This window comes from Microbacterium sp. (assembly GCF_044340635.1).
GTDB lineage: Bacteria > Actinomycetota > Actinomycetes > Actinomycetales > Microbacteriaceae > Microbacterium.
Map to the genome: position 1 here is coordinate 23,892 of NZ_JBIITF010000017.1, position 15,075 is coordinate 38,966.

General features: G+C 69.0%; 12 protein-coding genes. 7 read left to right on the forward strand and 5 right to left on the reverse strand.

The features are described from left to right. Nucleotides 1-45: 45 nt before the first annotated feature. Nucleotides 46-1,614, reverse strand: coding sequence for a polysaccharide biosynthesis tyrosine autokinase (locus tag ACIQ0W_RS13480; protein ID WP_396643224.1), 1,569 nt, complete (start codon nucleotides 1,612-1,614; stop codon nucleotides 46-48). 311 nt (nucleotides 1,615-1,925) lie between these two features. Between ACIQ0W_RS13480 and ACIQ0W_RS13485 the strand changes: the two genes are divergently transcribed. The 3 genes from ACIQ0W_RS13485 to ACIQ0W_RS13495 are packed head-to-tail and all read left to right on the forward strand — an operon-like array spanning nucleotide 1,926 to nucleotide 5,276. Continuing rightward, nucleotides 1,926-3,074, forward strand: coding sequence for a glycosyltransferase (locus ACIQ0W_RS13485; protein ID WP_396643225.1), 1,149 nt, complete (start codon nucleotides 1,926-1,928; stop codon nucleotides 3,072-3,074). Then, complete coding sequence (locus tag ACIQ0W_RS13490) at nucleotides 3,071-4,153, forward strand: hypothetical protein (protein ID WP_396643226.1); 1,083 nt, start codon at nucleotides 3,071-3,073, stop codon at nucleotides 4,151-4,153. Before ACIQ0W_RS13485 ends, ACIQ0W_RS13490 begins: the two co-directional genes overlap by 4 nt. Before the next feature lie 13 nt (nucleotides 4,154-4,166). After that, entirely contained in the window at nucleotides 4,167-5,276 is a 1,110-nt protein-coding gene (locus tag ACIQ0W_RS13495) for a glycosyltransferase (RefSeq protein ID WP_396643227.1), read from the forward strand. Nucleotides 5,277-5,304: 28 nt separating this feature from the next. On the opposite strand, the gene ACIQ0W_RS13500 is transcribed toward ACIQ0W_RS13495, so the two are convergent. Next, nucleotides 5,305-6,900, reverse strand: coding sequence for a DUF4038 domain-containing protein (locus ACIQ0W_RS13500; protein WP_396643228.1), 1,596 nt, complete (start codon nucleotides 6,898-6,900; stop codon nucleotides 5,305-5,307). 213 nt (nucleotides 6,901-7,113) lie between these two features. Between ACIQ0W_RS13500 and ACIQ0W_RS13505 the strand changes: the two genes are divergently transcribed. Beyond that, nucleotides 7,114-9,006, forward strand: a complete 1,893-nt coding sequence (locus ACIQ0W_RS13505; RefSeq protein ID WP_396643229.1) for a DUF4012 domain-containing protein — start codon at nucleotides 7,114-7,116, stop codon at nucleotides 9,004-9,006. A gap of 50 nt (nucleotides 9,007-9,056) precedes the next feature. Beyond that, a complete protein-coding gene (locus ACIQ0W_RS13510; RefSeq protein ID WP_396643230.1) occupies nucleotides 9,057-9,260 on the forward strand; it encodes a hypothetical protein in 204 nt (67 codons plus the stop codon). A gap of 68 nt (nucleotides 9,261-9,328) precedes the next feature. Here the strand turns inward: ACIQ0W_RS13510 and ACIQ0W_RS13515 are convergent, their stop codons facing one another. Both ACIQ0W_RS13515 and ACIQ0W_RS13520 read right to left on the reverse strand, forming a co-directional pair. Continuing rightward, nucleotides 9,329-10,546 carry a hypothetical protein gene (locus tag ACIQ0W_RS13515; RefSeq protein ID WP_396643231.1) on the reverse strand — a complete coding sequence of 406 codons (1,218 nt, stop codon included), beginning with the start codon at nucleotides 10,544-10,546 and terminating at the stop codon, nucleotides 9,329-9,331. Nucleotides 10,547-10,769: 223 nt separating this feature from the next. Beyond that, nucleotides 10,770-11,360 carry a low molecular weight phosphatase family protein gene (locus ACIQ0W_RS13520; RefSeq protein ID WP_396643232.1) on the reverse strand — a complete coding sequence of 197 codons (591 nt, stop codon included), beginning with the start codon at nucleotides 11,358-11,360 and terminating at the stop codon, nucleotides 10,770-10,772. 163 nt (nucleotides 11,361-11,523) lie between these two features. Between ACIQ0W_RS13520 and ACIQ0W_RS13525 the strand changes: the two genes are divergently transcribed. Continuing rightward, nucleotides 11,524-12,129, forward strand: a complete 606-nt coding sequence (locus ACIQ0W_RS13525; protein WP_396643233.1) for a hypothetical protein — start codon at nucleotides 11,524-11,526, stop codon at nucleotides 12,127-12,129. A gap of 214 nt (nucleotides 12,130-12,343) precedes the next feature. Further along, nucleotides 12,344-13,828 carry a glycosyltransferase family 2 protein gene (locus ACIQ0W_RS13530; protein WP_396643234.1) on the forward strand — a complete coding sequence of 495 codons (1,485 nt, stop codon included), beginning with the start codon at nucleotides 12,344-12,346 and terminating at the stop codon, nucleotides 13,826-13,828. A 46-nt stretch (nucleotides 13,829-13,874) separates the two neighbouring features. On the opposite strand, the gene ACIQ0W_RS13535 is transcribed toward ACIQ0W_RS13530, so the two are convergent. Further along, the gene (locus ACIQ0W_RS13535; RefSeq protein ID WP_396643235.1) at nucleotides 13,875-14,960 is read right to left on the reverse strand and encodes a response regulator transcription factor; all 1,086 of its coding nucleotides are present in this window, start codon (nucleotides 14,958-14,960) and stop codon (nucleotides 13,875-13,877) included. Nucleotides 14,961-15,075 lie beyond the last annotated feature (115 nt).

Genomic DNA, 15,075 nt, shown 5'->3' on the forward strand with positions numbered 1-15,075 from the left:
CCCAGACCGTTCCCCAGTGCTTCCGTCTCGCCCGAAGGCGGCCTCTCACGGCCGGATGTCGCTCCCGCGAGCGCCGCGCGGACCGCCGTCTTTCTTGCGCGTGCGCTGCACGCTGCGCTCCGGCAGCTCATCGTCAGCCTGGACCGCCGCGCCCCCGGGCGTCCGGAGCATGTTCTGGAAGTCGTCATCGCCGGACGTGTGTGCCGGCGACTTGTGGGACTGGTATCCCTCCGCGAGGTAGGCCGACGTACCGCGGCCCACCAGGCGATTGACGATGATGCCCGAGATGTGCGCGTTCACCTTCTGCAGCGACGCCACGGCGCCCCGGATCGCGTCCCGACGCGTGCGGTCGCTGGCGGCGACCAGCAGCACGCCCCCGACACTGCGCGAGAGGATCGCCGCGTCCGGCACCGGCAGCACCGGCGGCGTGTCGTAGAGGACGACGTCGTAGCGCTCCTCCAGCTGCTTCATGAGCTCGCGCATCTGCTGCGACCCGAGCAGCTCGCTCGGGTTGGGCGGGATGCGGCCGGCGGCCAGGATGCTGAGGTTCGGGGAGCCGCCCGACTGGACCACATCCGCCAGCTCGACGCGACCGATCAGGATGTCGGTGAGCCCGGCGCCGCCCTCGATACCGAAGTTACGATGCACCCCGGGCCGTCGGAGATCGGCCTCGACGATCAGTACGCGCACGCCGTTCGCGGCGATGGACGTCGCGAGGTTTGTGGCCACCGTCGACTTGCCCTCGCCGCTGCCCGGCGAGGTGATGACGAAGGTCGCCGGCCCGGCGATGTCGAGGAACTGCAGGTTCGTTCGCAGGATGCGGAATGATTCCGCGGCGGGGCTTCCCGGGTCATCTTCTGCGATGAGGGCTCCGCCCCGCTTCGTGGCCTGCGGAATCGCGCCCACGATCGGCGCGGACGTGACGGCCTCGACATCCTCCACCGAGCGGATCCGCGTGTCGATGAGGTCGCGGAGGATCGCGGCGAGCACGCCGAGAGCGAGACCGGCGATGAGGCCGATGACGAGGTTGAGGGGCAGGTTCGGGCTGATGGGCGAGCTCGGAACCTCTGCGAACCGCACCTGGGTGATCTTCACCGGGGGCGTTGCCGCGGCGGGGTTTCCCGAGGCGTCGAGGATCGGATTGCCGTTCGCATCCAGCTGCGCCCCCGTGACGGCGGTGGTCTCGATATTCGCGACGACCGTCGAGAGGCTGGTGATGAGCGCGTTCGCGATGCTCGACGCGACGCTCGGCGACGTGTCTGTCACGGTCACCTCGAGCATCGTCGTGTCGACGGGAATCGAGACCGAGACCTTGCTCGCGAATGCGCTCGGGCTCATGTCGAGGTTGAAGTCCTCGATGACCGATTCCGTGACGATCGGCTCGGTCACCAGGTTCGCGTAGGTGTTGACGCGGCGCTCGGTGAAGGCGTTGCCCTGCGTCAGGTCGTTGAGCGAGCCGCCGGTCTCGCTCGCCACGAAGGCCGCGCTCGTGGCCGAGTACGTCGGTGTTGTGCTGGCGGCCAAAGCCCACCCGCTCACGATGCCCAGCACCGTTACCAGCGCGATCAGAAGCCAAGAACGGCGGAAGATCCGCGCATAATCCCGTGTCCCCACGTTGTTCCCCCAGAACAGTTGAATCGTCTTCGCGACGTAGACAGAGCCCCCCGCAGTTGCTCGTTCCGCATGAAGCGGAACACGTCGCTATTACTCATGTATAGCCGCTGGAATCGAAGCCCACTACCCCGGAAACCGGAAATTGTTGCTGCCGTAACATTCTTTTTCCCCTCGCCCCTTGTGGAACGGGGGTGAATCGCGGCTAGCATGGGCCCCCTACGCAAACTCATGACGGGGGATGAGCTATGCGATCGTTGGGGACGATTCGGAGCGGGGCCGAGGCGGATGTTATTCCGCTGACTTTGGTGTGGGTGGAACTCACGTCGGACTCGACCGCCGCCGGCGCGCAGCTGCGCGGCACCGTGCAGAGGCTGGCCGATCCGCGCTTCCTGGTGCGTCCTGTGACGCACGAGGGCGGCGGTCCGACCTGGATGCCGGGCTTCATGCAGAAGATCGCGCGGATCGCGTCCGTCGTGACGCGCGCGAGACTCGTGCCCGCCCGCGGCGTCCTGCTCGCGCGCTGGAGCCCTTTCATCGCGCTCGTGTCCGGGCGCTGGACCCGTCGGGGTCTGCCGCTCGTGCTGTTCGTGCAGGGCAACCTCGCCGACATGCACGACTCGAACCCGTGGACCCGCAGAGCGGAGTGGCTCACGCGCCTGTGCCTGGCATCGATTCGCACCGCGACGCATGTCGTGACCCCGAGCGTCGGGTTGGCGGAGTGGGTGGGCACAATTCGCGCGGACGGTCGGGAACGGGTCACGGTCATCCCGAACGGAGCGGACGTCGCCGTGTTCGATGAGGAGCGCGAGCGTGCCGCTGAGGAGGGGCCGGACGAGCCCGCACATGTCCTCTTCTTCGGAAACATGGCGAGCTGGCAGGGCATCGACACGATCCTCGACGCTCTCGCCGATCCGCGCTGGCCCGCGGACCTCGGGTTGCACGTGATCGGCGACGGCCAGATGGCGGACGCGGTGCGCGCATCGACGGACCCGCGCGTCACCTACCTGGGCCGACGCAGCAAGGCCGATGTCGCGGCCGCCGCTGCCCGCGCCGAGATCACCCTCGCGACGCGCCACGACGTCGCGGCGAGCGCCACGGGCGTGTCGCCGTTCAAGATCATCGAGTCCGCCGCCGCCGGTACCCCGAGCATCGTCACGCGTGTCCCGGGTCAGACCGAACTCGCGGTCGACATCGGGGGCTCGGTCCTCATTCCGCCCGACGATCCCGGCGCTCTCGCCGACGCGGTCGCACGCCTGCACGCCGATCCCGTGCTTCGCGGAGAGATCGCGCGGCGGGGTCACGCGGGCGCCGCGCGCTACGACTGGGCCGCCCGGGCGGATGAACTCACCCGCATCGTGCTCGGCGTCGCCGGAGCGAGCCCGGCAACCGCGTCCGTTTCCGCGGAGGAGGCGCCCGCCGCCGAATCGCTGGCGGCCGGGCCGGGGAGCAGCGCCGCATGAGCCTGCTGACCGACCGCACCCGGCGCTACCACCGCGAGGTACGCAGCGGCGCGCCCCTCGATGCTGTCAAGTACTGGGTGGTCTGCGCCGCCCTCGTCGCCGGGGCCATCATCGCGTGGCGGAGCCACTCGTTCCTCCCCCCGAAGCTCTTCCTCGATGAGTTCATCATCAAGCGCTTCATCTCGGGGGAGCTGCAATCGGACGGCCCGAGTTCTTACGGGACGACGGGATGGCTGTATCAGGTCACGGGCCTGGGGGCCATACCGGATGCTTTCCCGGTCCTGTCATACCTGGTCTTCGCCGTCGCGGTCGTCATCGCGACGGGGTGGAAGCGCATCCCCATGATGTCGTTCGCCGCGATCGGTCTGACCGCCGGCTCGCTGGTCCTCGGCGGCGTCTATCTGTCGCAGTACTCCAAGGAATTCTTCGTCCTGCCGCTGGCGATCCTGCTCCTGCTCGCACGCCGCTCGTGGAAGCTCGAGATCGCGTGGGTGGCACTCGCGCTCCTCTACGCCGCATACGTGCGGCCGTACTGGTTCCTCGTGGTCGTGCTCTACCTCGCGTTCCGGTTCCTCATTCCCTGGCTGAAATCGGCGTGGCTGCTCCTTCCTGTCATCCTGGTCGGCTTCGCGGTGCTGGTCGTGGTGTTCGACGTGGTGCTCGGGAGCCCCTTGACGTTCTTCCGCACCGACATCAACAATTCGCTGGACTACGACCGCTCGACGCAGCTCGATGATCTGATCGCGGGTTCGGCGCTGCCCACCCAATGGCTGAACGCCGTGCTGATGATGGCGTGGATCGCCTTTCCCGTCTGGATGGTCTTCTCCGGTGACATCGTCCAGCTGGCGGCCGGCGTTTTCATGGCCGGATGCTGGGCACTGGTCGTGACCCGGACCCGCTTCGTCGTCGGGCACCGCAACGCGGGGGTGCTGCCGCTCGCCTTCCTGCTCGCGTTCCTGATAGTGCAGACGGCTTTCGAACCCGACTACGGGTCGTACCTGCGGCACATCACGCCACAGTTGCCGATGTTCCTGGCGCTCTTCGCCGCCACAGCGCGTCGCTGGCGCGTCGAGCTCTGAGGAGGTCGTCGACATGAAGATCATCCACGCGACCGAGACGCTCGTCGGGGGAGTGCTCGCCGCCGTCGCGGCCCTTGCCAACAAACAGGCCGACCTGGGGCAGGACGTCACGGTCGTGTACTCGCGCAAGCCAACCGTCCCGAATGATGCCGAGCTCGTCACACGATTCCGTCCCGACGTGCGTCGCGTGGAGGTGGCCTATCGCGGTCGTGCCGCGACGATCCCCGACCTCGCCCGGGCGCTCCAGACGCACACGCGCGGGGGCGTCGACGTCGTGCACCTGCACTCGACGTTCGCCGGGTTGGCCGGCCGGCTCTCCCCGGCCGTCCGCCGGCGAGCGGGCGTCATCGCCTACTCGCCGCACGGCTGGGCCTTTCTGCGTGGCGAGTCGTCGGCCATGAGCAACCGCGCCGCGCTTCTGATGGAGCGACTGCTGAAGCCTCGCTGCGACGGTCTCGTGCTGGTCTCCGACTCCGAGGCCGAGGTGGCACGCGACCGGCTCGGCGCCGAGAAGTGCGCGGTGCTGCGAAACGGCATCCCCGTCGACCACCTGCCGCGGGCCGACGGCAGCGGCACGGATCGCCCCGTGGTTGTCTCTTCGGGGCGGCTCATGCGGCAGAAGGCGCCCGACCGTTTCGCCGAAATCGCCCGCTCGCTCGGTGACCGTGCCGAGTTCGTCTGGATCGGCGACGGCAGCGCGGAGGAACGTGAGCAGTGGATCGGAGACGCCCCGGTCCGCATCACGGGCTGGCTGGCGCACCACGACGTGGTCGCGCAGCTTCGGGCATCCGACGTGTTCCTCTTCCCGACCCGCTGGGAGGGGATGCCCATCTCGCTGATGGAGGCGCAGGCGATGGGATTGCCCTCGGTGGCCACCGACATCGTCGGGAACCGCGATGTGATCGTGGACGGCGAGACGGGGATGCTGTGCCAAGACATCCCCGAGTTGGTCGCCGCCGTCGGTCTGCTGATCGGCGATCGCGTCGCGCGTGAGAAGATGCGCGACCGGGCGCACGAGGTCCAACGCACGCGCCTCTCGGACGCGGATCTGGGCGTGGCGTCACTGGAGCTCTACGCGCGCCTCGCGGAGAAGTCTCCCGCGCCGGCTCCGGCCGCGGGCTGACGCGACCCGCCGGCCGGAGACTCCGCGCTCAGGCGCGCAGGACGAGCAGGGCATCGCTCCACGTCGACGGCCACCCGATCGTCACGTCGTCGCCCGCGCGCCCATCGGCGACGAAGAACTCCTCGCCGGATTCGGGATTGATCCAGCTGATCGAGAATCCGGCGCTCGGATCGAGCGCGGTCGTGTCGATCGCGACGGTGGATCGAGGCTCAGTGAAGTAGGCCAGCGCGCCGCGTCCGCCCGGGAGCGTCACCGCCCCCACGAAGGACGTGGTGCCGGGGGTGCCGTAGCCGTCGGGGAAGAGCCCGAGCGTGCCCGCCGCCTCGGAGACCGGCGTCAGGGGTTCGCTGGCATACTCCGCGATGATCGCCGAGAGAACCCCCATGTCGCTGGACGATTCCGAGGCGAGGGCTTCGATCCATCCGTCTGCCACGGAGAAGACGAGCGAATGGCCGTACACGATGCCCGCGGCTCCCGCCATGAGAGCCTGGTACGCCTGGGCGCGCACCTCGCGGCGATCGAGGAACGGCTCCGTGTCGCGGTCTTCGTAGTACGACTCCCACAGGACGACGGGACGCACCGTGGCTCGGGCGTACTCCGCCGCGACGAAGGGCGCGGAATCCTCGGCGCTGTAGGCGGCCGAGATGTCGTACCACTCCTCGCCGCCGAAGTACTCCTCGACGGTCATCCGTCGGGCCGTGTGGTAGGACATCAGCTGTGTCGTGCTCGCCCCGGCACGGAGCGCGCGGCCCATCGCGATCGTCTCTGCGATCACCGGCCCGCGGTCGAGGTTGCCCGGTACGCCGGACGCGGCGTTGTTCTCGGCGATGGGTTCGTTGTCCCCGCCCAGCAGCCACCAGACGTTGGTCCGGTCGCCGAACCTCTCGGCGAGGAAAGCCCCGTAGGCCGCGGCGTTCTCTTCCGTCAGGTAACCACGCCACGAGTCGCCCCATCCGCCGTACCACGACGGAATCAGGCAGGCGAGCAGCCCCATCTCGGCACAGGTGTCGATGCACCAGGCGACGTGTGTCCAGTAATCCTCGCCGCCCGCTTCGGCCAGCACCGGGTCATCGAGAGCCCCGCGTGCGCCGAACGGGGCGTGACCGTACGCGTTCTCTGCCCGGGTGTCGAAGTCCAGCACGGAGATCTGCAACCCGGTGAACCCGCTGTCGCGCCGTGCCGTCGCCAGTGTCGTGAACGATTCGCGCGTCATGCGGCTGATCGCGTTCCAGGGTGTGTCGGCCAGATAGAAGTACGGCTGACCCGCGGCGTCGACGAACGTGCGCGCGTCGGGCGCGACCGTGATCGGAAAGCTCGGCGCGGCGAGTGGCGTCGTGCTGACGGGCGCGACGATCGGATGCGGCGCCTCGACCATGGGCGCCGTGGACCGGCCCAGGGCGAAGCCACCCAGCCCGCCGACGGCGAGTCCACCCAAACCGAGCAGGCCCATGCGCATCACCTCGCGGCGGCTGACCCCGTGCCTGCGTCGGATGGCGCTGCCCGGGTTGATCAGCGGACCCTTCGCGCCGGCGTCGACGCTCTTGCGCTGCCCGCTCGCGGCTAGGTCCCCGCCGTCGTCGGCCGGCGGCGTCACCGATCCGCTCCAGTTGCTTCCCGACACCATAAAGGACCCCCCTCGTCGATTCGCGGTCGTCCCCCAGGGTGACCGCACTCCCCATGCTAAGCAGGCTACGGGTGCCGGGTACAGAGTCTCACCAAGCGTTACAGTTAGTTCACACCTGGGAAACGCCGAACCGCGTCTCCGGGGTGCACCGGGCCGCTCTGGGGGCGTCGCGGGTGGGGTGAGCGGGGGACCGCTCGGGGGTCGGGGGATGGCATGAGTCTGGATGCGTCGGGGAACACGGATGCCGCGAGTGTTGTGCGCCCGCGCTGGCGCCGTCCGCTTCCGCTGTTGCTGGTCGTCGTCGCCGTACTCGTTCTGGGCGCGACCGCCTGGGTCGGCATCCGTGCCGCTCTGACCGCCGGTGCGCTGAGCGGCATCGAGCAGTCCGTGGACGCCCTCTCCGACGATGCGAAGGGGGAGGACGCGGAGGCGGACGCCGACGGCGGGGAGGACGCGGAGGCGGACGCCGACGGCGCCGCGTGGGCCACCCTGGCTTCGCTCGCCCCCCGGGTTCCGGAACTCGCCGCCGAGGCGCGGCGCGCGGAGGCTCTCGTGGGCGACCCCGTCTGGATGGCGGCCGAGGCGATCCCGCTGCTCGGCGACAACCTGCGCGCCCTTCGCGTGCTGGCACAGGAGACGGATGCCCTGCTCGCCGGGGCCGCCATGGGGCTCGTCGACACGCTGGCCGCGGAGCGCGACACACTCGTTCGCGCGCAGACCGTCGATCTGGCGTCGCTGGCCCGCCTGGTGGCGGCCCTCGACGAGGCGGGGGTGCTCGTGGACGCTTCGGCGGCGCGTCTGGCGGAACTCGACGACACCGACCTCGACGGCGTTCTTCCCGCGACGGCCGAGGCCGCGACCAGACTCTCCGACCTCGCTACCGCCGCTGCGGCCGCATTCGGGCCCGCTCGGGCGCTCGCCGCCGAGGCATCCGTCCTGCTCGGGTCTGAGGGTCCCCGCGACTACCTGGTGATGTTCCTCACCCCGGCCGAACTGCGCGCGTCGGGTGGGCTTCCGGGCGCCGCGGCCGCCTTCCGGGTCGACGGCGGCGTCATCTCGCGGGGCGACATCTATTCGACGCGGGACTACTCACCGGCGCCCCGTCAGCCCGTTCTCGCCCTCACCGATACAGAGCTGGCCCTCTACGGGGATCGCCCCGCGCGCCTGATTCAGGACACCACGGCCACCGAGGACTTCTCGCGCGCCGCCCTGTTCGCCGGCGCCCTCACCCAGCTGCACCACGGGTTCACGCCGAGCGGGGTGGTCGCGGTGGATGTCGTCGCCCTCGGGTACCTGCTGGACGCGATCGGGCCCGTGACGATCGCGGACGGCGAGATCCTGAGCGGCGCGAACGCCTCGGATCTGCTGATGAACGAGGCATACATCCGCTACCCGGAACCCCGTGACCAGGATGTGTTCTTCGCCGATGTCGCGGCCCGCGTCCTCGATGCGGCTCTGGGCGGCGAGCTCGATCCCGTCGCCGTCGGTGGTGCGCTCGTTCGTGCCGCTCAGGAGGGGAGGGTGCTCGGATGGAGTGCGGTCGAGCCCGTGCAGGAGGCGCTCGATGCTCTGGCAACCACCGGGACCACGGGGACGACGGGTCCGGACGATGAGCCGCGCTCCGCTCTCGGCCTGTACCTGAACGATCGCACCAGCGCCAAGATGGACTACTACCTCGAGGCGTCGGCCGACGTGGTGTGGGCGGTCTGCGACGACGCGAGCCGCCTCGACCAGGTGCGTGCACGTCTCACGAACACCGTCGATCCCGCGATCGTGCCCGGGCTGCCCTGGTACATCACCGGCGGCGGGATCAATGTCCCCGAGGGCGTGATCTCGACCCAGATCGTGGCGGTGGGTCCCGTCGGGTCGACGGTGAGTTCCTGGACCGGCGGCGCGCCGGACACCGTGGTGGTCGATGAGAGCGGCCGCCCGCGCGTCGCCTGGATCGCCGATCTGGCGCCCGGGGAGGACGCGGTCCGAACCGTCGTCTTCGCGTCGGCGGGCGGCCCCGAGGCCGCCCCCGTCCTCGATGCCACGCCGGCGGCCGCGACCGAGGTGAGAAAATCCTCAGGAATGTTACGAGAAACCTGCGGCATCGGTGGATAAGGTGGGCTCGCGCGTCCACTTCGGACCGCGGGAAACCGAGGATGGTGGCCGTGCCTATCGCGTGGATCACCATTGCGGTCGTGGCAGCCTGGGTGATACTCGCGCTCGTCGTCGCCCTGGTGGTCGGGCGTGTCGTGCGCCGCGGCGACGAGGACGCGCTGCTCTACGGCAGCCTCACGGCATCCGTTGGTGCCTGGGTCGCTGGGCCGTCGGTCGCCGACCCGGGTGATGTGGCTCCGGCCGTCGATCCCTGAGACACGGCGCTCTTCATCCGGCTGCAGTCCCGCCCGCACGCACACCCCGCACGCACGCACATACACAGTCAGGTGCGGCGCATCGCTCGCACGAGGTACGCGGTCTGCACCACGGCCGCCGTGGCCTCGGCGACGATCTCGCCGATCGTCGCGCCCACCGCGCCCCAGAGCACGGCGAAGATGCAGATCGCGGGAACGCCCACGATCGCGGCCGCTACGGCTGAGACCGTGACCGCGTGTACCAGGTCGTAGCGGACGAGCCCGAGCGGGCCGAGGGCACGGTTGAGCGAAACGAGGGCGATGACGCCCCCCGCTGCGGCGGCGAGCAGGGGGTCGATGGTGACCGCGCCGGTGAAGAGGATCGTCGAGACCCACGGGGCCAGGAGGGCGAATCCGACGGCCGAGACGACGCCGAGGGCGAGGTTGAGCTTGATGACGGCGCCGACACGTCGGCGCACCTCGGCCTCGGTCTGGGCGGAGCCGAGCCAGTTCTGTAGCGCGTTCGGCACGGCCTGCAGCACGGTGAGCCCCATCCGCATGAGCCGTTCTGCCGCGGCGAAGGCAGCGAGAGCGGCCGGGGCGAAGATGCCGACGAGCGTGATGGGAAGCGCGACATAGAGCGCGGCGATGGACCTGCCGCTCATGGCGGGCATCTGCCCACGCATCACCCGGAGATCGTCGCGGAGCGTGAACCGTGCCTTGCCCACGCGCTCATGACGGGCGAGGAACAGGCTCGCCAGCGGGCTGAACAGGACAGCGACGAGGAAGGCCCCGGGGATCACCTGTAGCGGCGCCCCGTAGACGACCGCCACCGAGCCCGCCGTGACCAGCGCAGCGCGGGGGAGTGCATCGGAGGTGAGGATCCGCAGGGGCCGGCCGACGCCGGTGAAGTACCAGTTTCCCGACAGGCCTGTCGCGGCGCTTGCCAGAGCCATGAGCGCCGCGGTGATGGTGTATGCCGCGCCGGTGATACGCGTCAGTGCGATGGCGACGAGGACCGCGGCGGGCCCGAGTACGAGCAGTATCAGCAGACGTGTTCGCACAGACGACACGAGGGTCGCCCAGCGCTCCTGCGGGGCCTCGGTGGCCACGCGCTGGGGCCCGGTGAGCGGCCAGCCCAACTCCACGATCACGCAGGCGGCGGTGCCGACCGACAGCCCCAGTGCGTAGGCCTCCCATCCACGCACACCCGCCGTGCTGGTGATGGCGGGTATGGCGATCAGCGGGGTCACCGCACTGATCGCGGGGATCAGCAGAAACGAGACCAGGTAGAGGATGCGGCGCACGGACATCAGGGGACGGGCCCCTGCATCCGCGGATCTGCGGGATACGAGCGCACGATCAACCTCTCAGGTCCGCGCGTGCCACGACGTCTTCCACGTGCCCACCTCCGTGTCGCCGTTGCGGTCGGGCCGCACGGGAGAGCGGGCACCACGGATCTCCACCCTGACCGAAAGTCCATCCCGACTCAAATCGGCGCCGGTGTCTTGCATGAGCCCTCTTCGCCCGCTAGAGGTGCGCAAGGCGGACGACCCGTTCCACGACGTCCAGGGCCGGCATCAGCTGGCGTGCACAGAGCCGATAGGTCTCATCGTCCTTGCCGTAGGGGTCGACGACGTCGTCGTCCTCCGGAGCCGGCGGTGGGGGAGCGACAGCACGGTGCGCCGCGATCGCGGCGACGAGACCCTGCAGCCGCTCGTGCGGAGATGGCCCCACCGCGGCCGCCGACAGTGCCGCTTCGGGCATGGACCCCGCTATCCGGGCGAACTCCCGCACGGTGAACGTCTGCCGCAGGCGCCGGGGGGCGAGCTCGACCGCGAAACGGCGGTGGCGCCGCTTCGCGGTCAGGACGAGGTCGCTCGTTTCGATCTGGGCAGTCGTCAGAAAGGTTGCGCGGTGGTTTTCGGAGTGCCCGCCTCGGGCCCCGAACTCCCGCGCGAGGATCACGGCCTCGGGCGTCATCGGACGTCCGACGGGAGGATGGGTGCCCGCACTTCGCAGCTCGACGCCGTCGAGATCGGCCAGCCGGGTACCGAGCACGTACTGCGCGATGGGGGAGCGGCAGATGTTTCCGGTGCACACGAAAAGGATGCCGCTCACGCGGCGCACCGAGCGGCCGCGCGCGAGCATTGCGCGTGTGGAGGCATGCAGCGAGGATACCCGCGCTGCGATCCACATCGGCTGACGCGGCCGCGCGGCGGGATGGGACGGGTGGACTATGCAAAGATGGACGCGCCTCAGCGATTGTCGGGTCAAGGTAGGAGTGAGCTTGTCTAAGCGCCGTACCTGGGCGACCGTTTCCGCGGCGCTCCTCCTGGCAGCCACGCTCAGCGGCTGCGACGCCCTCCCGTGGGCGACGCCCGGGGCGTCGCCTTCGCCATCGAGCACCACCGTTCCGGCTCCGGTGCCCAACGACCTCTCGAGCGGATCGACCGCGCGCGCTCTCTCTGCGGGCCCTGTGAGCGTGTCGATCAACTACTGGTCCACGCTCAACATGGCCGATTGGACTGCCGGTGCCGTCAAACCGGTGAGCATCAGCCTGATCACCACCGTCACGCCCAATGACGGGCAGAAGGTGTACCTCCAGCGCGCGACGATGGTCGCCGTTCCGGGGACGCTGGACTCGGCCCTCGACCCGCTCTCACCCCAGACCGATCAGTCCACGGTGGCGCCCGGGTACCTCGTTCTCGACCCGTACAGCTACTCGCAGACCTTCAACGTCGGGCCGGTGCCCGCCGAGGCCACGCTCGTCACCCTGCAGTTCACCTACGACTTCCTCGTGCAGACGACACCCACGTCCACCGAGTACGCCAAACAGAGCGCCTCCGACACCCTCACCGTCGCGATAGCAGGCCAACCGGCCCCGTGAAAGACGCCACTTTGATGAACACCGTCCAGAATTGGACTCCCGCGTAGTAGCATTCGCAGGTGAGAGCACTCTCATCCTGCCGTCATTTCTCTCTTAGGTAGATCCTGGGGCGCCGCCAAGCCCGTCCTGAGGTCCCCCTGAGTGGCTGCGCCCATAATCGAACAGCACCCCCCGTATTTCTCCCCCGGCTTCCCCGCCGAAACACGAGGTCCTTATGTCGATTTCCCCGTCCGTCGGCCAGAAGGTCATGCCGTATTCGCGGCCTTCCGCCTCTCGGCCCGAGCCCGAGCCCGAGATCATCGAGCCCGAGAGCGCGTTCCCGCAGGACTTCGCGGCGTCGCTGCAGGACCTGAGCACGCAGCGGGCGACCATCGGATGCATCATCCCGGCGTACAACGAAGAGGAATCGATCGCCGACGTGCTGCGGGGGCTCCTCGAGCAGTCGCGCGTGCCGGATGTGATCCACCTCGTCGTGAACAACTCCAACGACAAGACGGTCGCGATCGCCTCGGAGTTCGCGGGCCCGCACGAGATCACGACGGAGCTCGGCGAGCAGTTCACCGAGGTCTTCGTCCACGACATCGGCAAGAACCCCGACAAGAAGGTCGGTGCCCTCAACTACGGCTTCGCGCTCGTCGAGGGCTACGACTTCCTGCTCGGCGTCGACGGCGACACGGTCGCCGACCGCCGCGCCGTGGAGTTCCTCGAGACCGAGATCACGAGCGACACCCGCATCGGCGGTATCTCGGCGATCTACTCGATCGACGACAACCCGTTCAAGGGTTTCGCGCGCTTCCTCATCACCGGCCAGCGTTCGCAGTTCGCGGCCTTCAACCTGCACAACCTCCTTCGCGGCCGCAATATGGCGGTGCTGGGAGGGCAGTTCTCGATCTTCTCCACTAAGGCTCTGCGCGATGTCATGCGCGAGAACCACCAGTCCACACCCTGGGTGAAGGACAGCGAGGTCGAGGACTCGCTGCTGTCGCTGCAGATCAAGAGCGCCGGATACCTCACCAAGATCAGCCCGTACGCCCGCGCCGACGTGGGCGGCATGACCACCCTCCGCGGTCTCGACGCCCAGCAGGTCAAGTGGAACTACGGCGCGATCGAGCTCATGTGGCCGGGTCAGCGCGGTGACACGAAGGGCCAGCCGTTCCACCCGAACCTGCGCGTGCGCTGGCTCGAGCAGTTCAGCATGCTCGTGAACCTGTTCGTGCGCGTCGGCTTCGTCACGCTGCTCGCCGGTTCGCTCTCGATCAACGCGTTCATCTTCTCGCCCCTCTGGCTGATTCCCATCGCCATGTCGGTGGCGCTCAACCTGCGCATGGCGCTGTCCATGAAGAACAAGGATCGACATGATGTGCTGTTCGCCGGGCTCATCGTGCCGGCTGAGCTGTACATGTGGATCCGCATCGCCCACTTCCTCCGCTCGTGGACGCGCTTCCTCTCACGCAAGAAGGTCGACAACTGGGCCATGCAGGCCAAGGCCGAGCGCGGCGCGGGCATCGGACACTGGACGCCGCTGTTTCTGGCGATCGGGATCGTCGCGGCGATCGTCGTCGCGTGGCATCTGATCCCGATCGAGCTGCAGTCGGGCATCCTCGCGGTCGGCTGGCCGGTGCTGGGTGTCATCACCGTCATCCAGACCCTGAGCATGTTCATGCGCCTGCTGCGCCGTCAGCACGGCTTCAAGGTCTGATCGTCTCCCGCGCACCCGCGCGGGAGGAACGGCAGCCGTAGCGCTGCTACGCGCCTTCGGTGTCGGGGGTCATGCGATACCCGACGTCCCGCACGGCTTCGAGATAGCGGGGGACCGGCGAGCTCATCTCGCCGAGCTTGCGGCGCAGGCTGTCGACGTGAGCTTGCACGGCGCGCTTGTCTGCGTCGCCGACGTAGTACGACGTGACGTAGGACTCACCGCGCAGCACCAGCGTCAGGTCCGCCTTGCTGCGGATGCGGCGGCGTGACGACATGATCGTCAACAGCAGTTCGAACTCGGTCTGGGTGAGGTCGACCGGCTGATTGCCGATCTCGACCCGGCGCGTCTCGGGGTCGAGGAACAGGTCGCGGTGGTGCATCCATCCGATGTGCGGGTCGCGGCGTTCGACCGCGGAGCTGGGCCCGTCGATCTCGCCTTCGATGACCTCGTCGTACTCTTCGTCCAGATCGTCGTAGTCTTCGGGCGGCACCACGCGCATCGCCTGGACGGGCTCGTCGTACCTCTCCCACTGCTGCGCGGGGGGCTGACGGGGCTGACGCGGGGGCGGCGCCTGCTCGAATGCACGCGCACCCGGCCCGCGGTAGATGGGGGGATCGGCGGGGGGTGCCTGCTGGACGGACGGCTGCGAAGCGGGCGCCTGAACCGGGATGCTCGTGGTGTTGATGCGCGGGAAGGACGGCCCGGCGCTCTCTTGCTGGCGCGGCGCGGGGGCGCCCGGAGCTTCGGTACGCGCTGGACGTCGCAGGAAGGCGTCGATGCGTGCCCGGAACTCGCGGGGCCGGAACGGCTTGACGATGTAGTCGTCTGCGCCGGCGCCGAGCCCCTGGATGACGTCGGACTCCTCCGCCATCGCGCTGACCATTATGATGAAGGTCGGGCTACCGCCCGCGCGGATGCGGCGGGCCGCCTCGAATCCGTCGATCCCGGGCATGCTGACGTCGAGCGTGGTGATGAGGGGCCGGTAGGCCAGGGCGGCCCGGACGCCGTCGAGGCCGTTGCCTACGGAGACGACGGAGAATCCGGCCGACTCGAAGACGCTGGCGATCAGGTGTCGAACGTCGGGGTCGTCCTCGACGATGACGGCGGTGCGCAGCTCATCGGCATCGGCCATGCGGTCGCTCCCTCTGCTGGCACGCGGATTGTGGACGTGCGGATCCTGTCGAATTCTCGCATACGCGGGGTTCTGTTCTTCGCCGCCCGCGCGGCGCTCGGGTGTTGTCGGATCA